A 24,025-nucleotide genomic window follows, 5' to 3' on the forward strand; every position below is an offset into this window, starting at 1 on the left:
GCTTGAGTGAGACAGGGCGCGGGCTGTGGGCGATGACCGACCGGTCATCACCGTGAATAGATTGTTGCCTTATCCAGTGTAGTCCCTGAAATTTTCCCGCGACCATCCGGCATTGGGATTTGCCCGACTCCCCCGGGCACCCTAGAATGCGCCGATGCGCGATGATCTCTCCCTTTTGCTGAACTCCCTCAACGATGCCCAACGCCAGGCCGTAGCAGCCCCCGTTGGCCGTCAGTTGGTCCTGGCCGGTGCTGGCTCCGGTAAAACCCGAGTGCTGGTGCACCGTATCGCCTGGTTGATCCAGGTCGAGAACGCCTCACCTCACTCCATCCTGTCGGTGACCTTCACCAACAAGGCCGCTGCCGAGATGCGCCATCGCATCGAGCAGTTGATGGGCATCAGCCCGGCCGGCATGTGGGTGGGCACCTTCCACGGCCTGGCGCACCGCTTGTTGCGGGCCCATTGGCAGGAGGCCGGCCTCGCCCAGACCTTCCAGATTCTCGACAGCGACGACCAGCAACGCCTGGTCAAGCGGGTGATCCGCGAGTTGGGCTTGGATGAGCAACGCTGGCCGGTCCGTCAGGCCCAGTGGTTTATCAACGGCCAGAAAGATGAAGGCCTGCGCCCGCAACATATCCAGGCCAGCGGCGACCTGTTCCTGGCGACCATGCGCAGCATTTATGAAGCCTACGAAGTGGCCTGCCAGCGCGCCGGCGTCATCGACTTCTCCGAACTGCTGCTGCGCGCCCTCGACCTGTGGCGCGACAACCCGGGCTTGCTGGCGCACTACCAGAAACGCTTCCGGCACATCCTGGTGGACGAGTTCCAGGACACCAACGCCGTGCAGTACGCCTGGTTGCGCTTGCTGGCCAAGGGCGGCGACAGCCTGATGGTGGTGGGCGACGACGATCAGTCGATCTACGGCTGGCGCGGCGCGAAAATCGAGAACATCTACCAGTACAGCGACGACTTCCCGGACGCCGAAACCATCCGCCTGGAGCAGAACTACCGCTCCACGGCCGGGATTCTCAAGGCCGCCAACGCCTTGATCGCCAACAACACCGGGCGCCTGGGCAAAGAGTTGTGGACCGACGGCGGCGAAGGCGAGGCGATCAACCTGTACGCCGCCTTCAACGAGCACGATGAAGCGCGCTACGTGGTGGAAACCATCGAAAGCGCCCTGAAAACCGGCCTGGCCCGCAGCGATATCGCGATTCTTTATCGTTCCAACGCCCAATCACGGGTGCTGGAAGAGGCCTTGCTGCGCGAGCGCATTCCGTACCGTATCTATGGCGGCCAGCGCTTCTTCGAACGTGCTGAAATCAAGAACGCCATGGCCTACCTGCGCTTGCTCGAAGGTCGCGGCAACGATGCGGCGCTGGAGCGGGTGATCAATATCCCGGCCCGCGGCATTGGCGAGAAGACTGTCGAAGCGATTCGCGACCATGCACGCCACAGCGATGTGTCGATGTGGGAAGCCATGCGCCTGCTGATCGCCAACAAGGGCCTGACCGGCCGTGCTGCCGGTGCCTTGAGCGTGTTTGTCGAGCTGATCGAGAACCTGGCCGCCAAGTGCATGGAAATGCCCCTGCACCTGATGACCCAGACCGTGATCGAGCAGTCCGGCTTGATCGCCTACCACGAAGCGGAAAAAGGCGAGAAAGGCCAGGCCCGGGTAGAAAACCTTGAGGAACTGGTCAGCGCCGCCCGCGCGTTCGAAAACAACGAAGAAGACGAAGACCTGACGCCACTGGCGGCATTCCTCGGCCACGCTTCGCTGGAAGCCGGCGACACCCAGGCTGACGAGCATGAAGACAGCATCCAGCTGATGACCTTGCACAGCGCCAAGGGCCTGGAGTTCCCGTACGTGTTCCTGGTGGGCATGGAAGAAGGCCTGTTCCCCCACAAGATGAGCCTGGAAGAGCCCGGCCGCCTGGAAGAGGAACGCCGCCTGGCCTATGTGGGCATCACCCGGGCCATGCAGAACCTGGTGATGACCTACGCCGAAACCCGGCGCCTGTACGGCAGTGAGACCTACAACAAGGTGTCGCGCTTCGTACGTGAAGTGCCGAAAGGACTGATTCAGGAAGTGCGCCTCTCCAACAGCGTCAGCCGACCGTTCGGCGGCGGCCAGCAGCAGAACTCCAGCAGCATGTTTGCCGGTTCTGAAATTCCCGAAACGCCGTTCAGCCTTGGCCAGCAGGTCAAGCATGCGGTCTTCGGCGAAGGCGTTATCCTCAACTTCGAAGGCGCCGGTGCCCAGGCCCGGGTGCAGGTGAACTTCGCCGAAGGCAGCAAGTGGCTGATGATGGGCTACGCCAAGCTCGAAGCAATCTGAAACAACTGCAGAACATGAAGGATGTTGGCCCGCCCTTGTATTTGGCAACGGTGGGGCCAATATCTGTACTAAGTCCTACAGACGATTCGGTATTGGCCCTACGCAAAAGCCCGAAACATTATGCCGCTGGCCACTGCCAACACACCTGTGCAACATGGCGCGCGTGCAATCCACAAATGGGAATTCCCTTTATGAAACGTTTTCTTAGCATCGCCATGGCGTTGTGCATCGGCCTGACAATGAGCCTCGACGCCAACGCCAAGCGCTTCGGTGGCGGCAAATCCATGGGTTCGGCGCCGAGCCACCAGACCAGCCAAATGGCCCCTGCCGGCGGCGGCATGGGCGGCGCAGCTGCGACCGCTGGTGCTGCCGGTGCAGCAGGCGCCGCTGCCAAGGCTGGCGGTGCTTCGCGCTGGTTGGGCCCTCTGGCCGGTATCGCAGCCGGTGGCCTGCTCGCCTCCATGTTCATGGGCGGCGGCTTCCAGGGCATGCAGATCTTCGACATCCTGATCATGGCGGTCATCGCCTTCCTGATCTTCCGCTTTATCGCCGCCCGTCGCCGCAAGCAGCAGGAGCACATGTCTCCGGCCGGCGCGCCGATGCAGCGTGAAGTGTTCGAACAGAAGCCTGCTGCAATGGGTTCGATCTTTGGGGGTTCGGCCGCACCTGCCGCTCGTCCGGTGATCAATGCGCCAGCCTGGTTCAACGAAGAGCGTTTCGTCGAAGCCGCTCGTGGCCACTTCCAGGCGCTGCAGCAACACTGGGACGCCAACGAAATGGACAAGATCGCCGAGTTCGTGACCCCGCAATTGCTGGAGTTCCTCAAGCGCGAACGTGCTGACTTGGGCGACGGCTTCCAGTCGACCTACATCGAAGACCTGAAAGTGCAGCTCGAAGGTGTGGATGACCGCGCCGACAAGACCATCGCCACCCTGACCTTCAGCGGCGTGTCGAAGACCTCGCGTTTCGACCAGGGCGAAGTGTTCAGCGAAAGCTGGAACATGGAACGTCCACAGGGCGAAAACCAGCCTTGGCTGGTCGCTGGTATCCGCCAGAACGGCTGATCCCTGCACGCTTTGAGTGCGCTGTAACAAAAACCCCGGACTTGTCCGGGGTTTTCTATTTCACGGTTGCACTTATAGCGAGCTACTGTATAAAACGCCCCTATTAACCGCGCCATCTAGCAAGAGGATCCCGGCCGTGGAAGAAGTTATCGAACAATTGCGTGAAGCCAACGAACCGGTACCGGTTCCTCTGGAGCTGCCTGACGAAGACCAACTGGTGGAAATCGAGGAACAACTGTTCATCGATATCCCGTTCGTCTTCCGTGAATTCCTGCTGACCGTCAGCGACGTGGTCTACGGCAGCCTGGAGCCGGTGACCGTCACCGACCCACAGTCCCACACCTACCTGCCGGACGTTGCCGCCAACGCCTGGGATGCCGGCGTTGACCGCAGCATGATCCCGATCTGCCAGGACGGCGACGACTACTACTGCGTCGAAGAAGACGGCACCGTGGTGCTGTGGTCCGGCGAAGAAGAACTCGTCACTGAAGAAACCTGGGAATCGGTATGGCACTGGGCGCGGGACGTCTGGCTGGAAAGCTGAGACCCCTGTAGGAGCGAGCTTGCTCGCGAGAAACCTGAGATCACCACTGGGTGTCAGGTTTCCCGCGTTATCGTTAACGACCTTCGCGAGCAAGCTCGCTCCTACAACGTGTCCTTGTGGTTATCCAGGGTCTCCAGCAAGGCGACCTGCATCCGCGTATGCACGCGGATGAACCAGCGCCACAGCACGGCGGCCACGGCGGCCGCTACCACGGCGATCAGTACCAGCAACTTGTTGGTCGGCAGGATACTGGCCGACAAGGCTGCCAATAGCAGGAAAATCACCAACAGCGAAAGAATCGGGATCACTTCGGCGATCACCCGGCGCACTCGCTGAGTGTGGCGCCCAGCCATTTCCGGCTTCACGCTCATCTCCGCCAACAGCATCGAAAGCGCCTTGAGCTTGCGGTACGCCGCAATCAAAAACGGCAGCGACAGCAGCAATGCCCCACCCCAGATCAATGCTTTCTGCCAGCTCGGATCGCTGATCCAGCCTTCCACATAACTGCCAATGCGCGCCGCAAAAAAGCTGCCGGCAAAGAAGATCGCCACCACCAACGCCAGATTCACACCCACCTGCAAAATGATCTTGCGGATCATCGACGCCAGCATCGCACCCTCGCCCTGGGGCTGAATGCTGCGCAGCCACTCGCCATACATCCCGAACACCCGGCTCATGCGCTTGGGCATCACAGCCGCTATCTTCAGCGACAGCGGGTCAGCGCCACGAATCAGATACGGGGTAAGCAGAGTGGTGATCGCAGAAACCGCTACCGCCACCGGATACAGGAAATCGCTGGTGACCTGCAACGTCATCCCCAGCGCGGCGATGATGAATGAAAATTCGCCAATCTGTGACAGGCCCATCCCCACCCGCAGCGAGGTGCGGCCATCGTTGCCAGCGATGAATGCCCCCAAGCCACAGGACAACATCTTGCCCAGCACCACGGCCACGGTAATCACCGCGATCGGCCAGGCGTATTGCAGCAGAATCTGCGGATCAATCATCAAGCCGATGGCGACAAAGAAGATCGCGCTGAACATGTCGCGAACCGGTTCGATCAGGCGCTCAATCTTCAACAGTTGCCGGGATTCGGCCATGATCGCGCCGATCAGGAATGCCCCCAGCACCATGCTGTATTCCAGCTTGACCACCAGCAGGCAGAAGCCGAAGCACAGGCCAAGCACGGTGATCAACAGCATCTCGTTGCTTTCGAATTTGGCCACGTACTCAAGCAGGCGCGGCACCAGCAAAATCCCGATCACCAGCGCAACGATCATGAACAATGAGAGTTTGCCGACCGTGGAGAACACTTCGCCGGAGCTGACCGTACCGCTGACGGCGATGCTCGACAGCAAGGCGATGATGCCGATACCGAGGATGTCCTCAACGATCAGCACACCGAAAATCAGCTGGGCAAAGCGCTGGTTTTTCATCTTCAGGTCATTGAGGGCCTTGACGATGATGGTGGTCGAGGAAATCGCCAGGATAGCGCCCAGGAACAGTGAGTCCATGGTGTTCCAGTCGAACCAGCGGCCGATTTCGTAGCCGATCCAGATCATCAGGATGATCTCAAGGAACGCCGCGATAAACGCAGTGGCGCCGACCTTGAACAGCTTGCGCAGGCTGAATTCGAGGCCCAGGCAGAACATCAGGAAAATCACCCCAAGCTCGGCCAGGGTCTTGATGGTGTCTTCATCGTGGATCAGGCCGAACGGTGGGGTGTGCGGGCCGATGATGAAGCCGGCGACGATATACCCCAACACCACTGGCTGCTTGAGCCGATGGAACAGGATCGTCACCACCCCGGCCACGAGCATGATCACGGCCAGGTCCTGGATAAAGCTGATGGCGTGCATGGCGAGGGGCTCCTTGAGGGGTACTGGCGCTTTTCCCATTTCCACGCATTCACCCCGAAAGGTCGCAATGAACGGAAAGAAAAGTCAGCCTTGATCGTAAGAATTGCCCTTGAGGCGGGCTTTTGAAGGGTAACACCGCGACTTGCGACAGAAAGCCGGTGCAATATATGGAAACAGATCGCCCCGGGCGTGACGGCAAGCCGGGGCCCAGCGTCCCGTTATGAATGGCTCTGCAAAGATTCCAGCACCCGCAGAGGTGCCTCCCCACCCAATGCCTACAACCCGTGAGTGTGCTATGGAACCCGGAAACGCCCAGCTGTCGATGACAGTATTGATGACCCCTGACATGGCCAACTTCTCAGGCAATGTGCACGGCGGCACGCTGCTCAAGTACCTCGACGAAGTGGCCTACGCCTGCGCCAGCCGTTATGCCGGCCGCTATGTGGTGACGTTGTCGGTGGACCAGGTGATTTTTCGCGAGCCGATCCATGTCGGCGAGCTGGTGACCTTCCTGGCTTCGGTCAACTACACCGGCAACACGTCGATGGAAGTGGGGATCAAGGTGGTCACCGAGAACATCCGCGAGCGTTCGGTGCGCCATACCAATAGCTGCTTCTTCACCATGGTCGCGGTGGATGACCAGCGCAAACCGGCCGCCGTGCCACCGCTGCAACCGCAGAACAGCGAAGACAAGCGCCGGTTTGTGCAGGCCCAGCAACGCCGGCAGATTCGCCAGGAGCTGGAAAAGCGCTATCAGGAAATCAAGGCCGACGGGCCTTAAAGCCCTATGGGGGTTGCCTCGAAGCGAACTCGCGGATGGGCAATCCGGTCCTGGGCGCGCACCAGTTCCAGCTCATAGCTGGCGCACGCCTGGGTTTCCAGCAGCACTTCGTGCACCGCTGCAGCGGTGAACTCAAAGGCCGCCACCAGGCTGTCGCCCAGCAACACCCGCGCCAGGAACAGGCCCGACGTCAGGTCACCCACGCCCACCGGCTGACGCGGGAACGCCAGCAACGGCCGGCGCAGGTGCCAGCTGCCTTCGGCCGTCACCAGCAGCATCTCGAAACCGTCCGGCAGCTTGCCGGGATAATCCAGGTGCTTGACCAACACCGCTTTCGGCCCCCGAGCCAGCAACGCACGGGCCATGCCCAGGCAATCGAACAGCGACTGCGGCTTGCGCCCGGCAAAGCTGTCCAGCTCCAACTGGTTGGGGCACAGGAAGTCGGCCATCGCCGCCGCTTCGTCCAGGAGAAAGTCGCTGACCTCCTGGGGCACGATGCAGCCTTTTTCCGGATGGCCCATCACCGGGTCGCACAGGTACAGGGCCTTGGGGTTGATCGCCTTGATTCGCGCCACGCCGGTAAGGATCGCCCGCCCCTGGGCCGCGCTGCCCAGGTAGCCGGACAGCACCGCATCACAGTTGCCCAGCTCACCAATCGCCGCGATGCCTTCCACCAGCGCAGGAATTTGCTGCGGCGCCAACACTTCTCCCGCCCACTGACCATACTGAGTGTGGTTGGAGAACTGCACGGTATTGAGCGGCCACACGTTCACCCCGACCCGTTGCATGGGGAACACGGCGGCGCTGTTTCCGGCGTGGCCAAAGACCACATGAGACTGGATCGCAAGCAGATGGGGCGTACGTTTCATGCAGGGGATTTCCGTAAAGCGGTTGAATTTCTGGCTGCGCAGTATGCGACTAAACGCGGCCTGTACGACAGACCGGAGACGCAGTTAAGCTGGCCACACTTAGTTGGAGTTCATCGAATGCTGACCCTCGGAAATATCTTCGTGCTGATGCTGCTGGCGACCGGTGCCGCCTGGCTGTGGCACAACCACGGCCTGCGCGAGCGGGCGCTGGAACGGGTCAAGCAGCATTGCGCCAAGCTCGACATCGAGCTGCTCGATGGCGCCGTGGCGTTGAAGCGCATCGGTTTTGTGAAGGATGCCAGCGGTCGGCGGCGTCTGGCACGGATCTACAACTTTGAATTCACCGTGACCGGCGAAACGCGGCACCCGGGAACCATCACCCAGTTCGGTGCGCACAGCGCGCAAATCGAGCTGGCGCCCTACCCGTTTGAGATCAAGACGCCGCTGCCCAGCGCCGAGATCATTGAGCTAAGCCAATGGCGCCAGGAGCATGGCAGCAGCAAGACCCGTCACTGACGGCAATCGGCTAACCCGTCCTGTAATTGCGCAACGTCCTGCGCTTCACCAAAGATCAATTCGATACGCGAATCCCGGCGCCATTCACTGGGCAGCCAGGCCAACACGGCGTTATCCACAGCGTTGGCGGACATCCAACCGTCGAGGCTGTGGATAACCAGTTTTGCCCGCCGCCAATCCAGCGACTCCAGCCATTGCTGCAAGCGCTGCCGGTCGAATTGCTGGCTCGGATGCCAGCGCCAACCAATACTCCAGCCACCCTCCTGGCCCTGACTCAGGCAAATCGGCGCCGACGGGTCAGTCCAGATGGCCGGCATTTGCCCCACGCCTTTGGGCACCTCGAAGTTATCCACAGCCGCTGCGGCTTGAGCGTTCAAACCCGGCAATTGCGCCAGGGGTAGTTGCGCCTGCTGAGTCCAATAGATCGGCCGGTTAGGCAATTGCCCTTGAATCACCAGGCGCTGCGCATCACTGAGGGCTTCATTCTTATTCAATACCAACAGCCCGGCGCTGGCCAACGCTTCACGTTGGGCATTGGGTAATGGCTTGCCCGCCGCCAACGCCTGGGCATCGAGTACCAGCACGCACGGCTGCACCGCCAGCACCTGCTGCCAGGGCGCTTCCCGCAATTGCTTGAGCAGTTGAGCCGGATGCCCCAGCCCGGACGGTTCGATAAACAGCCGGTCGGGCTTGGCCTTACGTAACAAACGGCCCAGTCCTACCTGGAACGGCGCACCGTTGACGCAACACAGGCAACCACCCGCCACTTCCCCGAGGGCAATACCGTCGTCATCGCGGGTCAGCAACGCGGCATCCAGGCCAATCTGCCCGAACTCGTTGATCAACACCGCCCAGCGCTCGTTGGCCGGGCGCTGCGCCAGCAGGTGCTTGATCAGGCTGGTCTTGCCGGCGCCCAAGGGCCCGGCAATCACGTGGGTGGGAATGTTCTGCAGCATGGTGGACATCATTCAGGCCGTGTAGAGAGGTTCGATCCTACCCGGTTACGCCAACCAATCCAGCGTCAGGATCAACCGTCGCTCATCCGCTTGCAACGGCGGAGAACGGTGGATAAGGCCAAAGCCTTCGTTGCCGTGCCATTTTTCGCCTTTGAGCAACGCCACTTCACCGCAGTGGATTTGCTCAATGCGCGCTTGCGGCTCCGCGCTCGCCTGGCTCAGGTGCCGCCGCTCCATCACGCCTTCACGCAACCACTGGCTACCGATGCCGGCGAAGGTGGTGATCAGCCGCACCGGCACATGGTCCACGTGAAAGCGCGGGCACATCGCCTTGTCCAATAGCCGCAAACGTACGCCGATGCGCTTGGCACCCAGCAAACAGGCAAAGGCGCTGACCAGCCACGACACATCGGCGATAAAGCCTTCGTAGCCTTCAAGGTCGCGGCTACCTGACGCGAAGTCCTGCAAGTTCGGCTCGGCGTCTTCGCTGTTCAGCTCAACCACCAGCGACTCGGCCAACGGCTCATTGAGCGCCACCAGCAACGCGCCGAACTCGGCGATGTGCAGCGGCAACTGACGCTGCCACACCGCGAGATTCACGCCATCTTCAAGGATATCGGTGAGCACGGCCGGGGTTTCACCATGAGTCTGGCGAATCACCGGGCGCAGTTTCAGGGTCGGTGCCAGCATCAGGCAGCCTCTTCGAACCAAGGGCCAAAGGGATCAGCCAACAAGCGCCAGCCTTCGACGCCTGTGGCCATTTCATCATCGGTCAGCAGGCAGGCATCCAGTTCGGCGGTCATCTGCGCGAAGTCGATGTTCTGGCCGATAAACACCAGTTCCTGGCGGCAATCGCCGGTACTCGGCTGCCAGTTGTTCATGATCGCGGCGACACCTTCCTCGTCCTGCGGCCACTGGGTTTTCGGCACGAAACGCCACCAGCGCCCGGCGAAACCATGGCGCATCAGGCCGCCGGCCTGGGACCAACTGCCGGCGTCCTGGTGTTTGCTGGCCAGCCAGAAAAAGCCCTTGGAGCGCAGTAGTTTTCCATTCACCCAAGGCCGGTCGATAAAGTCGAAAAAACGCTGTGGATGGAATGGGCGGCGGGCGCGATACGCGGTGGAGGCGATGCCGTATTCCTCGGTTTCCGGCACATGCTCGCCACGCAATTCCTGCAACCATCCGGGTGCCTGGGACGCGCGTTCGAAGTCGAACCGACCGGTGTTGAGGATCTTCGCCAGCGGCACTTCGCCCATGACCATCGGGATGATTTCCGCTTGGGCATTCAGGCGCTCCAGGATCGCCATCAGCTCCTGACGCTCACTGCTGCTGATCAGGTCGATCTTGCTGATGAGGATCACGTCGGCAAATTCAATCTGCTCGATCAGCAGGTCGGTGATCGAGCGTTCGTCCTCTTCACCTAGGGTTTCGCCCCGGGACGCCAGGCTTTCGGCAGCCTGGTAGTCGAGCAGGAAGTTCATGCCGTCGACCACGGTGACCATGGTGTCGAGCCGGGCGATGTCCGCCAGGCTCTGGCCTTCTTCGTCGCGGAAGGTAAAGGTTTCGGCCACCGGCAGTGGCTCGGAGATGCCGGTGGATTCAATCAACAGGTAATCGAACCGACCTTCCTTGGCGAGCTTTCCGACTTCTTCCAGCAAGTCTTCGCGCAAGGTGCAGCAGATGCAGCCATTGCTCATTTCCACCAGTTTTTCTTCGGAGCGATTGAGGGTGACGTCGCGCTGGACCTCACTGCCATCGATGTTGATTTCGCTCATGTCGTTGACGATCACCGCCACCCGCAGGTTTTCGCGGTTGCGCAGGACGTAGTTGAGCAGCGTGCTTTTACCGGCGCCGAGGAATCCGGACAGCACAGTAACGGGGAGACGATTGGGCATCAGGTATTCCTCATCAGGGTTGGCCGGTCAAATCGCCCGTTGATGGCGTTCGCGCAGCTCTTCACGTTCTTTGGCTTCGATACACAGGGTGGCCGTGGGGCGCAGCAACAGGCGCTTGAGGCCGATGGGCTCGCCGGTTTCACGGCACCAGCCGTATTCGCCTCGGGCCAGGTGCTCCAAGGCTTCGTCGATCTTGTCCAACAGCTTCTTTTCGCGCTCCAGCAGGCGCAGTTGCCATTGGCGCTGTTCTTCAGCACTGCCCACATCGGCGGGATCGCTGTTGGGTTCCTGTTCGCGCAGCACCATGAATTCGGCATCGATGCGCACTTGAAGCTCGTTGCGCTGAGCCAGCAACAGCTCGCGGAAGAAACCTTGCTGGGCTTCATTCATGTAATCGGCGAACGGTTGGGCGAGAAGGTCTTGTTCGGTCATTGGAGGCGGTTCACGGATCAGGCTGTTTTTTAATGTTATAGTATAACAATGCAAATAAGCCAATCCCCCTTGCTCGCAACGACGAAGGGCGCAATGCTTGCCACCGAATAACGCCCGAGAGCCTCTATGAAATACCTGTTGTGCGGTGTGTTGCTGATGGTGGCGAGTCAGGCCAATGCCCAGGTGCCCAGCCTGCTGGCCAACTGCACCCGCAGCGCCAACCTGCTGGCGTGCGTCGACGCGCAGGGCAATGCCTACAGCGTCGCGACGGCGGGCAGCACCACGTATTTGCGGGGTTTCGAGGTGATCGGCAAACGCTACTGGGCACAGACCAACAGCCGCTACGGGCAACTGACGTTCTTTACCGGGTTGGCATCCGATGGTGAGGCGTGGGTGGGCTACACGCGGCGAGTGGGCTGGACCACCATCAACCGGTTTTCCAGTTCCGGTGGTGCCAGCGCCAAATTCACCTGCAGCCGGATTACCGGCTGTTAGACCTGGCCGTTCTTCTGTTCCTGAACCCAGGCCATGTAGCTGTTCATCGGTGGGTTCTTCTGGAAGTAGTTCTTCAGCCCTTCAAATAAACCGTCTGCCACCGCCTGTTGATGGCGCGCGGTGACCAGCCGCTGGGCGTCCTGGGTGTTGGAGATAAACCCGGTTTCCACCAGGATCGACGGCACGTCCGGCGACTTGAGTACCGCAAAGCCGGCCTGTTCCACGCGTTTTTGATGCAGCGAGGTGATGCTTTGCAGGCTGCCCAGCACCGAACTGCCCAGTTGCAGACTGGAGGCGATGGTGGCGTTCATCGACATGTCGAGAATGACGCCGGCGAGCATTGGGTCTTTGTCCTTGAGGTTGAGCAAGGTGGTGGCGCCCAGCAGGTCGGCGCCGTTCTCCCGTTGTGCCATGAACCGCGCGGTGGCGGACGTCGCGCCGCCTTCAGACAACGCATAGACAGAAGCGCCTGACGCCGTGAGCCGTGGCGCCGCATCGGCGTGCACCGAGATAAACATGTCGGCCTTGTGCTGACGGGCGATGTCCACGCGTTTACGCAGCGGCACGAAGAAATCGTCGTTGCGCACCAGCTTCACATCGAAGCCCTTCTCACGCTTCAAGCGCTTGGCCAGCAATTGGGCGATGGACAGCACCACGTCTTTTTCACGCTGGCCTTTGGAGCCGATGGCGCCCGGGTCTTTACCGCCATGGCCGGGGTCGACCACCACGATGATGTCGCGCTTCGGATGCGCCTTATCCACCGGCGGTGCCAAGGGCGCCGGTGCCGCGGCGATTTGCTGAGGCGCATGGGTGGCGCTGGTCAGGTCCAGCACCAGGCGATGACCTTGGCCATCCTGGGGCGGCAGCAGGAAGCTGTTGAGCTGCATCGGCGCCTTCAAATCCAGCACGATCCGTGTATCACCCTGGCCAAAGTGCCCCGAGCGAATCGAGGTAATGCCGCTGTTGGTCAGGGCCAGTTGGCTGAAATCCCCGGTCAGCTTCGCGCCGCTCAAATCAATGATCAACCGCTCCGGCGCGGTCAGGGTGAAGGTTTTGTATTGCACCGGGCCGCTGAGATCCAGCACCAACCGCAGCTTGTTATCCGAGCGCCACAGCCGTGCATTGCGGATCTGCGCGGCAGATACACCAAAGGGCAGGGTGAACACCGCACTGGCCAGCAGCAGGTTGAGGAGTTGACGTCTGTGCATGACTTACACCGCAAATAAAGGAGCGTCCGTACTCGACATGACTGAATAAAAGACAGAGCAGAAAAACTTTCGTCGATTCAATTGTAATAATATAACATGTCTTTTTATTTCCAACGATGGACTGCTTATGAACGCGCTGACTCTGCCCGATATCGCCGCGCAGGCTTCACGCCAAGCCTTGCCGCTGGATTGGGTGGGCATGTGCGGCATTGCCCTGCCCATTCAGATCGACGGCCAGCGCCTCAGCGCCAAGGCCGATGCAGGCGTCAGCCTGGACGACGGCGAGGCGCGTGGCATTCATATGTCGCGGCTTTATCTGGCGCTGGAGATGCTTGAACAGCAGCCGCTTACGCCAGCACTGCTGCGCAGTGTATTGCAACGTTTTCTCGACAGTCATGAAGGTTTATCCACAAATGCCTACCTACGGATTCATGCGGATCTGCTGCTGAAACGCCCCGCCTTGGTCAGCCCGCTGGCCGGCTGGAAAAGCTACCCGATGAGCATCGAAGCCCGTCTGGAAAACCAGATGTTCCACGTGGAACTAAAAATTGACGTTACATACTCTTCAACCTGCCCCTGCTCGGCTGCCCTCGCCAGGCAATTGATTCAGCAGCAATTTATCGAAGACTTCGGCAACACCCCGTTGCAACACGAAGACGTGCTGACCTGGCTGGGCAGTGCCAATGGCATCGTCGCCACGCCCCACAGCCAGCGCAGCAGCGCGCTGTTGCAGGTCCGTCTTCGAGGCGACCAGCCAACCCTGCCGCTGACGCAACTGATCGACGATACCGAAGCAGCCCTTGGCACCGCCGTACAAACCGCCGTAAAGCGCGCGGACGAACAAGCCTTCGCCCTGGCCAACGGGCAGAACTTGATGTTCTGCGAAGACGCCGCACGCCGCCTGAACCTCGCCTTGAAACGCTCGGATGCGGTCATTGCCTTCCACTTGAAAGTGATCCACGCCGAAAGCCTGCACGCGCACGATGCCGTGGCTGAAAGCCGCTGGACGAGACCTTCCGAATGATCACCTGCACCGCCCTGCGCTGGGGCGCTCCCGGCCAACCACTGACGCCCGCCGTCGATTTCACCCTGGAAAAAGGCAGCCTCACCGGCATCATCGGCGCCAACGGCACCGGCAAAAGCAGCCTGCTGAAAGTCATCGCCGGCTTGCAGAAGCCCTTGGCCGGGAAAGTGACGATTGATGTTCCACGCCGTGGTGGCCTGTCGTTCCTGCCCCAGCAACAGAATCTCGATCGGCAATTCCCCATCAGCCTGCAAGAATTGGTGGCCGCCGGTTTTTGGGGCAGCAAGCAAACCCCACAACAACGCACCGAACGCCTGAACGCCGTGCTCGAAGACTGGTGCCTCAGTGGCCTGGAGCATCGGCCGTTGATGGCCTTGTCGGGCGGCGAACTGCAACGCGCCCTGCTCGCCCGCATGAGTTTGGCCGAGTCACCGATATTGCTGCTGGACGAACCCCACGCCGCCCTCGACGAAGACGGCCAAGCGCTGTGCTGGAAACACATCCACGCCTGGCACGACGCAGGCCGCACGGTGGTCGTGGTGTGCCATGACCTCGGCTCCGTCCGCCAACACACCCAGCAAGTGGTGCAGATCAAAAGCAGCGGTTGCGTGTTCGGCTCAAGCAAAGAGCTGATCCGCCCCCAGCCACACATGCAGGTGGCCTGATGCACTTCGCCGCTCACCTGTGGATGCCGTTTCTCGACTTCGTTTTCATGCGCCGCGCGCTTGTCGGCGGGCTGGTATTGGCGTGCAGCACGGCACCGCTGGGGGTGTTCCTGATCCTGCGTCGCATGAGCCTGATTGGTGACGCGGTGTCCCACGGCATCCTGCCCGGTGCCGCCCTGGGCTTCTGGTTCGCCGGCCTGAGTTTGCCCGCGCTGACCATCGGCGGCCTGGGCGCGGGCCTGAGCATGGCCGGCCTCGCCGCGTGGATCACCCGTCGCACCGGCCTGAAGGAAGACGCGAGCCTCGCCGCCATCTACCCAATCTCCCTGGCCAGCGGCGTGCTGATTCTTGGCCTCGCCGGCAAGCGCCTGGACCTGCTGCACCTGCTGTTCGGCTCGGCCCTGGCGGTCGACGGTCCGACCCTCACCGGCATGCTCTGGGTTTCGGGCTTCAGCCTGATCGCCATGGTGGTGATCTACAAACCGCTGCTGCTGGACACACTAGACCCGCTGTTCCTGCAAACCGTCAGCCGCCTCGGCCCACTGGCCCACGGGCTATTCCTGACGCTGGTGGTGTTGAACCTGGTGATCGGCTTCCAGGCCATCGGCGCGTTGATGGTGGTCGGCTTGATGATGTTGCCGGCGATTGCTTCACGTTTCTGGAGCCGGCGCCTGCCGGTGTTGATCGCCATATCGGCAGCGCTGGGATGCCTGTCGGTGTGGCTTGGCTTGTTGCTGTCGTTCTACTACTCGTTGCCCAGCGGCCCGGCGATTGTGCTGGTGGCTGGCGGCCTGTACCTGCTGTCCGTGGTCTTCGGTCCGGTGCACGGCTTGCTGCGCCGCCCGCCTTTGCTTACATCCCAATGAGGTGTTTCCCGATGCGCGCTCTACTCGTGCTGTTCAGTGTGTTGCTGCCGCTGTCGTTCGCGACGGCCCAGGCTGCCGACAAGCTTCAGGTGGTTACCAGCTTCAGTATTCTTGACGACATGACCCATCAGGTCGGTGGCGATCATATCCAGATCAGCAACATGGTCGGCCCCGACGCCGACGCCCACACCTACGAACCGACGCCAGACGATGCCAAGGCCCTGCTCAAGGCCAAGGTCATCATCAAGAACGGCCTGGGCTTCGAGCCTTGGCTGGATCGCCTGGTCACCAGCACCGAGACCAAAGCGACGGTGGTTACCGCCAGTAAAGGCGTGCTGTCCCACACCATGGATGAAGATGGCGAAACCATTCCCGACCCACACGCCTGGCACAACCTGGCCAACACCGTGATCTACGTGAACAACATCACTAAGGCATTGATCGCCGCCGACCCGGCCAACAAGGCGGACTACGAGCACAACAGCCAGGTGTACCTGAAAGAAATCTACCGCCTGCTGGCTGAAGCCAAGGCCAAGTTCGGCGCCTTGCCACCGGGCAACCGTCGCATCGTGACCTCCCATGACGCCTTCGGTTACCTGGGCCAGGCCTACGGTATCGAGTTCCTGTCGCCTCAAGGGTTGTCCACCGAACGTGAACCGTCCGCCGCTGAAGTCGCCACGCTGATCACCCAGATCCGCAAAGACAAGGTCAAGGCCGTGTTCATGGAAAACATCAAGGACTCGCGCCTGCTCAAGCAAATCGCGGACGAAAGTGGCGCGCAAATCGGTGGCACGCTGTACTCGGACGCCCTGGCATCAGAAGGCCCGGCCAGCACCTTTACCGGCCTGTTCGAATACAACCTCAACACCCTGTGCGCGGCCCTGAGCAAGCCATGAAACCGAGCATGCTCGACCTGGAAAAGGCCGCCATCGGCAGCCGCTTTCCACTCGACCGCGTGCTCGACGCCCTGCCGTGGAACAGCGATGGCCTGATCGCCGCCATCGCCCAGCAACACGGCAGCGGCGAGGTGTTGATGCTGGCCTGGATGAACCGCCAGGCCCTCGACGAAACCTTGGCCACCGGGCAGGTCTGCTACTGGTCCCGCTCGCGCCAGCAGTTGTGGCGCAAGGGCGAAACCTCCGGCCACTGGCAACTGCTGGTAGAGGCGCGCCTGGATTGCGACGGCGACGCCGTATTGCTGATCGTCGACCAGCAAGGTCCGGCCTGCCACACCGGGCGACCCACCTGCTTCTACAACGCCATCGACGGCCGCCACGTACACATCCTTACCGCGCCCCTTCAGGAGCCTGACCCATGATCCGCAAGAACCCTTCCGGCGATCTGCCCGTGATTGCCGAATCGGCCTACGTCGACAAAACCGCAATCATCTGCGGCAAGGTGATCATCGGCGAAAACGTCTTTGTCGGCCCTTACGCGGTGATCCGCGCCGACGAAGTCGACGCCAACGGCGACATGGACCCGATCACCATCGGCGCCAATTCAAATATCCAGGACGGCGTGGTGATCCATTCCAAATCCGGCGCCGCCGTGACCATCGGCGAGTTCACCTCCATCGCCCACCGCTCCATCGTTCATGGCCCGTGCACCGTCGGCGACCGGGTGTTTATCGGCTTCAACAGCGTGCTGTTCAACTGCATCGTGGGTGACGGTTGCGTGGTGCGCCACAACTCGGTGGTCGACGGCCGCGATTTGCCCGCCGCGTTCTACGTGCCCTCCACCACCCGCATCGGCCCCACTACCGACCTGTCCCAATTCCCGCCGGTAAGTGTCAGCGCTTCGGAGTTTTCCGAAGACGTGGCACGCACCAACGTCGACCTGGTACTGGGTTACAAAGCCCTGCAAAACGAGTTCTGACCATGAGCCGCCTGCTGATCCGCAACGCCCGCCTGGTGAATGAAGGCCAGGAATTCGAGGCTGACCTGCTGGTCGCCAATGGCCGCATCGAGAAGATCGCCAGCAGCATCGACAACGCCAATGCCACCGTGGAAATCGACGCCCACGGCCAATGGCTGCTGCCGGGCATGATCGACGACCAAGTGCACTTCCGTGAACCCGGCGCGCCGGACAAAGGCAGCTTCTACAGCGAGTCCCGTGCAGCGGTGGCCGGTGGCATCACCAGTTTCATGGACATGCCCAACACCAACCCGGCGACGTTGAACCTGGAAGCCCTGGCCGACAAGAAGCGCCGCGCGGCGCTGCATTCGGTGGCCAACTATGGTTTTCATTTCGGGGTGAGCAACGACAACCTCGACACCGTGGCCGCGCTGGACCCGCGGGAGGTGGCTGGCGTCAAAGTCTTCATGGGCGCCTCCACCGGCAATATGCTGGTGGATGATCCGAAGATTCTCGAGCGCCTGTTCGCCGACGTGCCGACCATTCTCCTGGCCCACTGCGAGCACACGCCCAGCATCCACGCCAGCGAGCAACGGATGCGCGAGCGTTTCGGCGAGCACATTCCTGCCGTGGCTCACCCGCTGATTCGCGATGCCGAAGCCTGCTATCGCTCGTCGTCTTTAGCCGTGGAACTGGCCAAGCGGCATGGCACGCGCCTGCATGTGTTGCACATCACCAGCGCGCGGGAATTGGTGCTGTTCGAAGACAAACCCCTGGCGGAAAAACGCATCACGGCGGAAGTCTGCCTGCATCACCTCTTGTTCGATGACCGCGACTACGCGCGCCTCGGCCACCAGATCAAATGCAACCCGGCGATCAAGACACGCGCCGACCGCGACGCCCTGCGCCTGGCATTGTTGAGTGATCGTCTGGATGTGATTGGCAGTGATCATGCGCCGCACACTTGGGCGCAAAAACAGCTGCCGTATCGCGAAGCGCCGTCAGGCTTGCCGCTGGTGCAACACGCCCTGCCGGCGCTGCTGGAACTGGTCGCCGACGGCTTGCTGCCGCTGACCACCCTGGTGGCAAAGACCAGCCATCGCGTCGCGGACCTGTTTGCGATCCCCGACCGCGGCTACCTGCGGGAAGGCTATTGGGCCGACCTGGTACTGATCAAACCCGAGCCCCATGGCAAGCCCGTCAGCAGCCAGCCGATTATGGCCCGTTGCGGCTGGACGCCCTTCGCCGAGCGCAGCTTCCGGCACAGCGTCAGCACCACGCTGGTCTCCGGCCACCTGGCCTGGCACGACGGGCGCGTGCACGACAGTTGCCAGGGGTTGCCGCTGCATTTCCAGCGTTGAAGAGAATCAGGAACTGGCAATCCAATCAAATGTGGGAGCGGGCTTGCTCGCGAATGCGGTGGGTCAGTCGCCACATGTATTAACTGATCCACCGCATTCGCGAGCAAGCCCGCTCCCACATTTTGATCGGGGTTTATCTTAGGTTAAGCGCGCGGTTTGACGGTGCCGCAGTTGCTGCCCAACCACTGCGCGTGGGTGTCCAGGCTGCCCTTCTGCTGAATGCCGGTGGCATTGAAGGTACCGTTGACGGTGGTGGTGAATTCCTGCTGGCTCTGGAACGTCGCCACGCCGGTGCCCTGGGCTTTCGGGCAGCTGAAGCGGAATTTCCACTGGTTGCCGGTCTTGTCCGTCACTTCCTGCTTGCACCCGGATTGCGGGTCGGTCAGTGGGATGGAATCGGACGCCACCTGGGCCGGGGTCAGGCACACCTGCACGCCTTTGCCGGCCATGGTGATGCCTTGCTTCTCGAGCATGGCGCGTTGTTCCGGGGTCATCTGTTGCTTGAGCTGACCGAGGATCAGCGACAAGTCCGGCAGGTCCTGGTTATCGACCTTCATGTTGCTGGTGGTCAATTCCCACAAGCCCGGCGCCAACATCTGCGCTTGCGCCGCCACGGGCAGCGTTAAACCAACAACCATGGCCAAACCAAGCAGACGAGCATTCATCGGGTAACTCCTGGGCAATTGTCGGCGTTAGACGCCGCAAAAGCGCCAGTGTTGCACAGCAAATAAAATAGCGACATTCGTGGCCGAACATGGTCTGTTAGGCACTTGTTTGTCAGGAGTACCGTTGTCCATGGATTTCTTTGGCCCACACCTGCTCGCCTATTTCATTGCCACCCTGCATTTTCTGGGCACCCTCGCCGCCATCCATGCGGTGCTGACCGTCAGGACCGCCCAAGGCTCGATTGCCTGGGCCTTGTCGCTGATGTTCATCCCTTACCTGACGCTGATTCCCTACCTGATCTTTGGCCGCAGTACCTTCGACGCCTACATTCAGGCGCGTCGCCAGGCCAACCAGGAAATGCACAAGGCGATTACCGAGCTGAACTGGCGCCCTTGGGTCGAAGAGGCACTGGCCGCGCGTAATTCCCACGCTTACGCCTCGCTGCGGGCCATGCCGAAGCTGGGCCGCATGCCCTGCCTGGCGAACAATCAGGTGCGCTTGTTGATCAATGGCGAGGCTACCTTCAGCGCAATTTTCGAGGCGATCCGCTCGGCGAAGACCGCCGTGCTGTTCCAGTTCTTCATCATTCATGACGATGAACTCGGCCGCCAACTGCACACCTTGCTCAAGGAAAAGGCCGCCGAAGGCGTCTCCATTTTCGTCCTGTATGACCGTATCGGCAGCCACGCCCTGCCCCACCGTTATGTGCAGTCGCTGCGAGACGCCGGGGTGCAGGTCAAGGCATTCGCCACGCGCAGTGGCTGGCTCAATCGCTTCCAGGTCAACTTCCGCAACCATCGCAAGATCGTGGTGGTCGATGGCATTACCGGGTTTGTCGGCGGGCATAACGTCGGCGATGAATACCTGGGCAAAAAGCCGCCCCTGGCACCGTGGCGTGACACCCATGTGCAAGTCAGCGGACCAGTGGTGGCGTGCCTGCAGGAATCCTTTGCCGAGGACTGGTTCTGGGCCGCGCGGGAGTTGCCGCCGCTGCTGCTGCCGGATACCTACCCGGACGACGGCGTGCTCTGCCAATTACTCGCCAGCGGCCCGGCGGATCCCTACGAGACCTGCTCGCTGTTTTTCGTCGAGGCGATTCATGCGGCGACCGAGCGGGTGTGGATCACCAGCCCGTATTTCATACCCGATGAGGCGGTGTTTGCGGCATTGAGGTTGGCGGTACTGCGCGGGGTGGATGTGCGCCTGTTACTGCCGTCACGGCCGGATCACCGCATCGTCTACGCCGCTTCCAGCCTGTACGCGATCGAAGCCGTGCGCGCCGGGGTGCGGGTATTCCGCTATACACCGGGGTTCCTGCATCAGAAGGTGGTGTTGGTAGACAGTGAGATCAGCGCCATCGGCAGTGCGAACCTGGATAACCGTTCATTCCGGCTGAATTTCGAAGTGATGTTGCTGACCGTGGATGAGACCTTCGCCAGCCAGGTAGAGCACATGCTGCTGGATGACTTCGCCCAGGCCCACGAAATCAGCCAGGAAGAAAACCGCCAGACCCACCGCTTGCAACAACTGGGCATGCGGGTCGCGCGCCTGATTTCTCCGATCCTGTAGGAGCGAGCTTGCTCGCGAAGAACGTTAACGATGACGCGTTCATTCTGGATAAACGCGGCGTCCTCAAGTTTTTCGCGAGCAAGCTCGCTCCTACAGGTACCGGGGTTTACTGGTACAGATCATCCCGCGTCCACGGCAGCTCATGGCTACCATCGGCATGGGGTTTCACCGCCAGAATCTGATGCAGGTTGATCCAGCCCCGGGCAAACGCATAGGCACAACCGGCAAGGTACAGGCGCCAGATGCGCAAGGCCTGCTCCGGCACCATCTTGCCCGCCGCCTCCAGGTTATCTTCCAGGCGCTCACTCCAGTGATCCAGGGTGCGCGCGTAATGCAGGCGCAGGCTTTCGACGTCGACCACTTCCAGGCCCACGTCGCTGATCTCGGCTGTCATCATCGACAGGTGCGGCAACTCGCCATTGGGAAAAACATAACGCTCAATAAAATCCCCGGCACCACGGCCTACGGGCCGGCCATCAATATGCTTGGCGGTAATCCCGTGGTTCATCACCAGGCCGCCCTCTCGCACCGCGCCGTAGAGAATCTTGCAGTACTCCGCCAGGTTGGCGTGGCCGACGTGTTCAAACATGCCCACGCTCACCACCTTGTCGAACCGGCCATCCTGGGGCAAGTCGCGGTAGTCGAGCAGCGTCAACTCAACCTGGTCTTCCAGGCCTTCGGCTCTCACCCGTTCCTGGGCCAGTTCCAGTTGTTCCTTGCTCAGTGTGATGCCAAACACCTTGACCCCGAATTCCCGCGCGGCATACCGCGCCAGCCCGCCCCAACCGCAACCCACGTCGAGCAAATATTCCCCCGGCTGCAGCCGCAATTTGCGGCACAGGTGGCGGAATTTGTCTTGTTGGGCTTGATCGAGGGATTCGCTGCCGGTCTCGAAATACCCGCAGGAATAGGCCATGTCACGGTCCAGCCACAGCTGGTAGAACTCGTTGGACAAGTCGTAATGGTAGGAAATAGCGGCTGCGTCGGTGGCCTTGTCGTGGATCGAGCGCACCGGACGAGTGTCCTCGTCGTCATTCACCAGGGCATGACTCAACTCGTCCACGACCCTGATCACTTCGGAAATGGAGCCTTCCAGCTCCAGTTTGCCCTCGACGAAGGCTTCGCCCAGTGAATTGAGCGTCGGATGGCTGAGGGTTGAAACCATCATGGGGTCCTTGACCACAATGGTGACACTGGGATCCGGGCCCAGGTTGAATTCATGGCCGTCCCAGAGTCGAAGACGCAGCGGTAGCTGAAGATTCTGTAAGGCCGGTGGAAGTTGCGCGAGCATGAGTAGTCCCCCCTTGTTTCAGACGTCTGAAATGAGGGTAGACCATCCACGGAAAAATTAGCAGGCTATCGAATCAATAGCGCTTTTCTATGGTGCCCGCCGCTGGAGCAAACCGTCCTGGATCCACTGTTTCAGCCAGGTAACCGCTTGCAATGGCGCGCCCTCCTGGTAAGTGACTGCCAACTCGGCACACAGTTCGGAAAAACTCCAGCCACTGCTGACCATGCCTGTCAGCGCGCTGGTTTCAGCCGCTTCCAGGCTGCGGTACTGGCAAACATTCTGATGCCGCCAAACGAGGCAGACCTGCGCCAACGGCAGGGCCTCACTGCCGGGAAAGTCCCACTCACCCTTGCTGGCGCGCCAGATGCCCAGGCTGTTGAAGTCACACAGCACTTGCTGCACCGAGGGCGCCAGTTGCACCTGCAACCCGGGCCAGTCTTCGGGCGGCAGCGATGCCATGTCCTGCACTGTCAGAGGCTCGACCTGCGGCGCATCAAAGGCCAGGGTGAAAGCCCATTCCAGCCGCGCCAATTCGGCCAACGGCAAACCTTGCCTGGCGTAATGCTCGACGATAAACCCGGGTAAACGCTCGCCAAACCAGCGCAGGCTGTAATGGGCCGAGGGGTAACGCCGGATATAGGCCGAGCCCAGTTGCGCAAACTCCTCATCCCCCAGCCAATACCAGACAGCGCTGAAATCATCGCGCAGCACTTCCTGCAACCGGGCGTGATAGGCGTTGTGGTAAATCGCCAGGCCCGTGTCGACATCCAGGGTCGGGCCGCCAATCAAGGTGGCGCTGAAGCTGTTGCTGGCAGTGGACGTCTCGGCCAGCAAATGCTGCTCAAACGCCAATTGCCAATCGATCAGGCGCATAACGCTCTCCTGTCCAATGCGCTCGCGCCCAGTTCGCGGGCTTTGCTCAGTTCGTCGAGCAGTTCCTGGAACGGCGGGAAATGGTCATCGCGCTCCAGCAAGGTCGAGACCGGCCCAAGATGCTCCAGAGTCTGCTGATACAGCGCCCACACCGGATCGCATACCGGATGGTCGTGCGTGTCGATCACATAGTCGCCGTAATCCATGTGCCCGGCCAAATGCAGTTGGCGGATGCTTTCGGGCGGCAGGTTGCGGATAAACGTCCAGGCATCGAAGCCGTGGTTGCGTGAGCTGACGTACACATTGTTCACGTCCAGCAACAGCTGGCAGCCGGTGAGATGGGTCAGGGCGTTGAGAAACTCCCACTCGGTAAACTCATCTGCCTTGGAGCGTACATAGCTGGAGACGTTTTCCAGCACCAAGGGACGCTGCAACACATCCTGCACTTGCCGTACGCGACCGGCCACGTGGTACAGGCTTTCTTCGGTGTAAGGCAGCGGCAGCAGGTCATGCAACTGGTGCGCATTGCCACGGCTCCAGCACAAGTGATCGGAAATCCACGCCGGCTGGATGCGCTCGGAGAGCTGCTTGAGTTGTTTCAGGTAATCGATATCGAGGGCATGGGGCCCGCCGATGGACAGGGACACGCCATGCATCACCAGGGGATAACGCTCGGCTATCGCGTCCAGGTAGTACAAGGCCTTGCCGCCCTGCACCAGATAATTCTCGGAGATCACTTCGAACCAATCCACGGTCGGCGATTGTTCAAGGATCTGCTGGTAGTACTCGCTGCGTAAACCCAGGCCGTAACCCAGACTCGGAAGGGAAGCGGACATAAACACTCCTGGGGAAAGTGTCCGCAGCGGCGGGGGCCCGCTGCGGTTGCACTCGGTGGTCGG

General features: G+C 61.0%; 25 protein-coding genes. 14 read left to right on the forward strand and 11 right to left on the reverse strand.

The features are described from left to right. Positions 1 to 154: 154 nt before the first annotated feature. From uvrD to HBJ59_RS20470, 3 genes are all read left to right on the forward strand, one after another. Positions 155 to 2,338 carry a DNA helicase II gene (gene uvrD, locus HBJ59_RS20460; protein WP_076013220.1) on the forward strand — a complete coding sequence of 728 codons (2,184 nt, stop codon included), beginning with the start codon at positions 155 to 157 and terminating at the stop codon, positions 2,336 to 2,338. A gap of 191 nt (positions 2,339 to 2,529) precedes the next feature. Next, the gene (locus HBJ59_RS20465) at positions 2,530 to 3,402 is read left to right on the forward strand and encodes a Tim44 domain-containing protein (RefSeq protein WP_167664577.1); all 873 of its coding nucleotides are present in this window, start codon (positions 2,530 to 2,532) and stop codon (positions 3,400 to 3,402) included. A gap of 136 nt (positions 3,403 to 3,538) precedes the next feature. Next, complete coding sequence (locus HBJ59_RS20470) at positions 3,539 to 3,946, forward strand: SMI1/KNR4 family protein (RefSeq protein ID WP_003213456.1); 408 nt, start codon at positions 3,539 to 3,541, stop codon at positions 3,944 to 3,946. A gap of 101 nt (positions 3,947 to 4,047) precedes the next feature. On the opposite strand, the gene HBJ59_RS20475 is transcribed toward HBJ59_RS20470, so the two are convergent. Continuing rightward, positions 4,048 to 5,805 carry a cation:proton antiporter gene (locus tag HBJ59_RS20475; protein WP_076013222.1) on the reverse strand — a complete coding sequence of 586 codons (1,758 nt, stop codon included), beginning with the start codon at positions 5,803 to 5,805 and terminating at the stop codon, positions 4,048 to 4,050. A gap of 295 nt (positions 5,806 to 6,100) precedes the next feature. On the opposite strand from HBJ59_RS20475, the gene HBJ59_RS20480 reads away from it, so the two are divergent. Next, positions 6,101 to 6,586, forward strand: a complete 486-nt coding sequence (locus tag HBJ59_RS20480) for an acyl-CoA thioesterase (protein ID WP_003213461.1) — start codon at positions 6,101 to 6,103, stop codon at positions 6,584 to 6,586. Here the strand turns inward: HBJ59_RS20480 and pdxY are convergent. Beyond that, complete coding sequence (gene pdxY, locus HBJ59_RS20485) at positions 6,583 to 7,455, reverse strand: pyridoxal kinase PdxY (RefSeq protein WP_063033787.1); 873 nt, start codon at positions 7,453 to 7,455, stop codon at positions 6,583 to 6,585. The genes HBJ59_RS20480 and pdxY overlap by 4 nt on opposite strands. 117 nt (positions 7,456 to 7,572) lie before the next feature. Here pdxY and HBJ59_RS20490 point away from each other — a divergent pair, with 117 nt between their 5' ends. Then, entirely contained in the window at positions 7,573 to 7,971 is a 399-nt protein-coding gene (locus tag HBJ59_RS20490) for a DUF3301 domain-containing protein (RefSeq protein ID WP_017476780.1), read from the forward strand. Here HBJ59_RS20490 and HBJ59_RS20495 read toward each other — a convergent pair. Genes HBJ59_RS20495 through dksA form a run of 4 tightly spaced genes read right to left on the reverse strand, consistent with a single transcriptional unit; the run spans position 7,965 to position 11,254 of the window. Further along, complete coding sequence (locus HBJ59_RS20495; RefSeq protein ID WP_167664578.1) at positions 7,965 to 8,927, reverse strand: GTP-binding protein; 963 nt, start codon at positions 8,925 to 8,927, stop codon at positions 7,965 to 7,967. The genes HBJ59_RS20490 and HBJ59_RS20495 overlap by 7 nt on opposite strands. A 45-nt stretch (positions 8,928 to 8,972) precedes the next feature. Then, positions 8,973 to 9,617, reverse strand: a complete 645-nt coding sequence (locus tag HBJ59_RS20500) for a DUF1826 domain-containing protein (protein ID WP_167664579.1) — start codon at positions 9,615 to 9,617, stop codon at positions 8,973 to 8,975. Next, positions 9,617 to 10,822, reverse strand: coding sequence for a zinc metallochaperone GTPase ZigA (gene zigA / locus HBJ59_RS20505; protein WP_076013227.1), 1,206 nt, complete (start codon positions 10,820 to 10,822; stop codon positions 9,617 to 9,619). The genes HBJ59_RS20500 and zigA overlap by 1 nt, the downstream gene beginning before the upstream one ends. 27 nt (positions 10,823 to 10,849) lie before the next feature. Further along, positions 10,850 to 11,254 (reverse strand): RNA polymerase-binding protein DksA, encoded by a 405-nt coding sequence (gene dksA / locus HBJ59_RS20510; RefSeq protein WP_167664580.1) that lies wholly within the window; start codon positions 11,252 to 11,254, stop codon positions 10,850 to 10,852. A gap of 126 nt (positions 11,255 to 11,380) precedes the next feature. Here dksA and HBJ59_RS20515 point away from each other — a divergent pair, with 126 nt between their 5' ends. Continuing rightward, positions 11,381 to 11,749, forward strand: coding sequence for a glutamine synthetase (locus tag HBJ59_RS20515; RefSeq protein WP_167664581.1), 369 nt, complete (start codon positions 11,381 to 11,383; stop codon positions 11,747 to 11,749). Here the strand turns inward: HBJ59_RS20515 and HBJ59_RS20520 are convergent. Beyond that, complete coding sequence (locus HBJ59_RS20520; RefSeq protein ID WP_167664582.1) at positions 11,746 to 12,957, reverse strand: N-acetylmuramoyl-L-alanine amidase; 1,212 nt, start codon at positions 12,955 to 12,957, stop codon at positions 11,746 to 11,748. The genes HBJ59_RS20515 and HBJ59_RS20520 overlap by 4 nt on opposite strands. 127 nt (positions 12,958 to 13,084) lie before the next feature. Here HBJ59_RS20520 and folE2 point away from each other — a divergent pair, with 127 nt between their 5' ends. From folE2 to HBJ59_RS20555, 7 genes are read left to right on the forward strand one after another with little or no spacing between them, the layout of a single operon-like run. Continuing rightward, a complete protein-coding gene (folE2, locus tag HBJ59_RS20525) occupies positions 13,085 to 13,981 on the forward strand; it encodes a GTP cyclohydrolase FolE2 (protein ID WP_167664583.1) in 897 nt (298 codons plus the stop codon). After that, the gene (locus HBJ59_RS20530; protein ID WP_167664584.1) at positions 13,978 to 14,646 is read left to right on the forward strand and encodes a metal ABC transporter ATP-binding protein; all 669 of its coding nucleotides are present in this window, start codon (positions 13,978 to 13,980) and stop codon (positions 14,644 to 14,646) included. Before folE2 ends, HBJ59_RS20530 begins: the two co-directional genes overlap by 4 nt. Further along, positions 14,646 to 15,512: a metal ABC transporter permease gene (locus HBJ59_RS20535; protein ID WP_167664585.1), complete on the forward strand. Its 867-nt coding sequence runs from the start codon at positions 14,646 to 14,648 to the stop codon at positions 15,510 to 15,512. Before HBJ59_RS20530 ends, HBJ59_RS20535 begins: the two co-directional genes overlap by 1 nt. An 11-nt stretch (positions 15,513 to 15,523) precedes the next feature. Then, on the forward strand, positions 15,524 to 16,408 hold the full coding sequence (locus HBJ59_RS20540) for a metal ABC transporter substrate-binding protein (protein ID WP_167664586.1): 885 nt from the start codon (positions 15,524 to 15,526) through the stop codon (positions 16,406 to 16,408). Beyond that, complete coding sequence (hisI, locus tag HBJ59_RS20545; RefSeq protein ID WP_167664587.1) at positions 16,405 to 16,830, forward strand: phosphoribosyl-AMP cyclohydrolase; 426 nt, start codon at positions 16,405 to 16,407, stop codon at positions 16,828 to 16,830. The genes HBJ59_RS20540 and hisI overlap by 4 nt, the downstream gene beginning before the upstream one ends. Then, entirely contained in the window at positions 16,827 to 17,387 is a 561-nt protein-coding gene (locus HBJ59_RS20550) for a DapH/DapD/GlmU-related protein (RefSeq protein ID WP_167664588.1), read from the forward strand. Before hisI ends, HBJ59_RS20550 begins: the two co-directional genes overlap by 4 nt. A 2-nt stretch (positions 17,388 to 17,389) precedes the next feature. Then, entirely contained in the window at positions 17,390 to 18,727 is a 1,338-nt protein-coding gene (locus HBJ59_RS20555; RefSeq protein WP_167664589.1) for a dihydroorotase, read from the forward strand. Between the two features lie 143 nt (positions 18,728 to 18,870). On the opposite strand, the gene HBJ59_RS20560 is transcribed toward HBJ59_RS20555, so the two are convergent. Continuing rightward, positions 18,871 to 19,392, reverse strand: a complete 522-nt coding sequence (locus tag HBJ59_RS20560; protein ID WP_076013237.1) for a DUF3617 domain-containing protein — start codon at positions 19,390 to 19,392, stop codon at positions 18,871 to 18,873. 130 nt (positions 19,393 to 19,522) lie between these two features. Here HBJ59_RS20560 and cls point away from each other — a divergent pair, with 130 nt between their 5' ends. After that, positions 19,523 to 20,962 (forward strand): cardiolipin synthase, encoded by a 1,440-nt coding sequence (cls, locus tag HBJ59_RS20565; protein WP_076013238.1) that lies wholly within the window; start codon positions 19,523 to 19,525, stop codon positions 20,960 to 20,962. Between the two features lie 106 nt (positions 20,963 to 21,068). On the opposite strand, the gene cfaB is transcribed toward cls, so the two are convergent. From cfaB to HBJ59_RS20580, 3 genes are all read right to left on the reverse strand, one after another. Beyond that, a complete protein-coding gene (cfaB, locus tag HBJ59_RS20570) occupies positions 21,069 to 22,253 on the reverse strand; it encodes a C17 cyclopropane fatty acid synthase CfaB (RefSeq protein WP_167664590.1) in 1,185 nt (394 codons plus the stop codon). Positions 22,254 to 22,340: 87 nt separating this feature from the next. Continuing rightward, on the reverse strand, positions 22,341 to 23,126 hold the full coding sequence (locus HBJ59_RS20575) for a DNA-binding domain-containing protein (protein ID WP_167664591.1): 786 nt from the start codon (positions 23,124 to 23,126) through the stop codon (positions 22,341 to 22,343). Continuing rightward, a complete protein-coding gene (locus HBJ59_RS20580; RefSeq protein WP_167664592.1) occupies positions 23,117 to 23,962 on the reverse strand; it encodes a DUF692 domain-containing protein in 846 nt (281 codons plus the stop codon). The genes HBJ59_RS20575 and HBJ59_RS20580 overlap by 10 nt, the downstream gene beginning before the upstream one ends. Positions 23,963 to 24,025 lie beyond the last annotated feature (63 nt).

The sequence above is a fragment of the Pseudomonas sp. AN3A02 genome (assembly GCF_011765255.1).
In the GTDB taxonomy this organism is placed as follows: domain Bacteria; phylum Pseudomonadota; class Gammaproteobacteria; order Pseudomonadales; family Pseudomonadaceae; genus Aquipseudomonas.

What these genes read in the sequence shown, in the direction of transcription:
- HBJ59_RS20515 (WP_167664581.1), top strand. Translation starts at nt 11,381, where the DNA reads ATGAAATACCTGTTGTGCGGTGTGTTGCTGATGGTGGCGAGTCAGGCC.
- cls (WP_076013238.1), top strand. Translation starts at nt 19,523, where the DNA reads ATGGATTTCTTTGGCCCACACCTGCTCGCCTATTTCATTGCCACCCTG.
- folE2 (WP_167664583.1), top strand. Translation starts at nt 13,085, where the DNA reads ATGAACGCGCTGACTCTGCCCGATATCGCCGCGCAGGCTTCACGCCAA.
- HBJ59_RS20500 (WP_167664579.1), bottom strand. Translation starts at nt 9,617, where the DNA reads ATGCTGGCACCGACCCTGAAACTGCGCCCGGTGATTCGCCAGACTCAT.
- zigA (WP_076013227.1), bottom strand. Translation starts at nt 10,822, where the DNA reads ATGCCCAATCGTCTCCCCGTTACTGTGCTGTCCGGATTCCTCGGCGCC.
- HBJ59_RS20580 (WP_167664592.1), bottom strand. Translation starts at nt 23,962, where the DNA reads ATGTCCGCTTCCCTTCCGAGTCTGGGTTACGGCCTGGGTTTACGCAGC.
- HBJ59_RS20520 (WP_167664582.1), bottom strand. Translation starts at nt 12,957, where the DNA reads ATGCACAGACGTCAACTCCTCAACCTGCTGCTGGCCAGTGCGGTGTTC.
- HBJ59_RS20550 (WP_167664588.1), top strand. Translation starts at nt 16,827, where the DNA reads ATGATCCGCAAGAACCCTTCCGGCGATCTGCCCGTGATTGCCGAATCG.
- pdxY (WP_063033787.1), bottom strand. Translation starts at nt 7,455, where the DNA reads ATGAAACGTACGCCCCATCTGCTTGCGATCCAGTCTCATGTGGTCTTT.
- HBJ59_RS20555 (WP_167664589.1), top strand. Translation starts at nt 17,390, where the DNA reads ATGAGCCGCCTGCTGATCCGCAACGCCCGCCTGGTGAATGAAGGCCAG.
- HBJ59_RS20530 (WP_167664584.1), top strand. Translation starts at nt 13,978, where the DNA reads ATGATCACCTGCACCGCCCTGCGCTGGGGCGCTCCCGGCCAACCACTG.
- HBJ59_RS20490 (WP_017476780.1), top strand. Translation starts at nt 7,573, where the DNA reads ATGCTGACCCTCGGAAATATCTTCGTGCTGATGCTGCTGGCGACCGGT.
- HBJ59_RS20495 (WP_167664578.1), bottom strand. Translation starts at nt 8,927, where the DNA reads ATGCTGCAGAACATTCCCACCCACGTGATTGCCGGGCCCTTGGGCGCC.
- HBJ59_RS20465 (WP_167664577.1), top strand. Translation starts at nt 2,530, where the DNA reads ATGAAACGTTTTCTTAGCATCGCCATGGCGTTGTGCATCGGCCTGACA.
- HBJ59_RS20475 (WP_076013222.1), bottom strand. Translation starts at nt 5,805, where the DNA reads ATGCACGCCATCAGCTTTATCCAGGACCTGGCCGTGATCATGCTCGTG.
- HBJ59_RS20535 (WP_167664585.1), top strand. Translation starts at nt 14,646, where the DNA reads ATGCACTTCGCCGCTCACCTGTGGATGCCGTTTCTCGACTTCGTTTTC.
- uvrD (WP_076013220.1), top strand. Translation starts at nt 155, where the DNA reads ATGCGCGATGATCTCTCCCTTTTGCTGAACTCCCTCAACGATGCCCAA.
- dksA (WP_167664580.1), bottom strand. Translation starts at nt 11,254, where the DNA reads ATGACCGAACAAGACCTTCTCGCCCAACCGTTCGCCGATTACATGAAT.
- HBJ59_RS20540 (WP_167664586.1), top strand. Translation starts at nt 15,524, where the DNA reads ATGCGCGCTCTACTCGTGCTGTTCAGTGTGTTGCTGCCGCTGTCGTTC.
- HBJ59_RS20560 (WP_076013237.1), bottom strand. Translation starts at nt 19,392, where the DNA reads ATGAATGCTCGTCTGCTTGGTTTGGCCATGGTTGTTGGTTTAACGCTG.
- cfaB (WP_167664590.1), bottom strand. Translation starts at nt 22,253, where the DNA reads ATGCTCGCGCAACTTCCACCGGCCTTACAGAATCTTCAGCTACCGCTG.
- HBJ59_RS20575 (WP_167664591.1), bottom strand. Translation starts at nt 23,126, where the DNA reads ATGCGCCTGATCGATTGGCAATTGGCGTTTGAGCAGCATTTGCTGGCC.
- hisI (WP_167664587.1), top strand. Translation starts at nt 16,405, where the DNA reads ATGAAACCGAGCATGCTCGACCTGGAAAAGGCCGCCATCGGCAGCCGC.
- HBJ59_RS20480 (WP_003213461.1), top strand. Translation starts at nt 6,101, where the DNA reads ATGGAACCCGGAAACGCCCAGCTGTCGATGACAGTATTGATGACCCCT.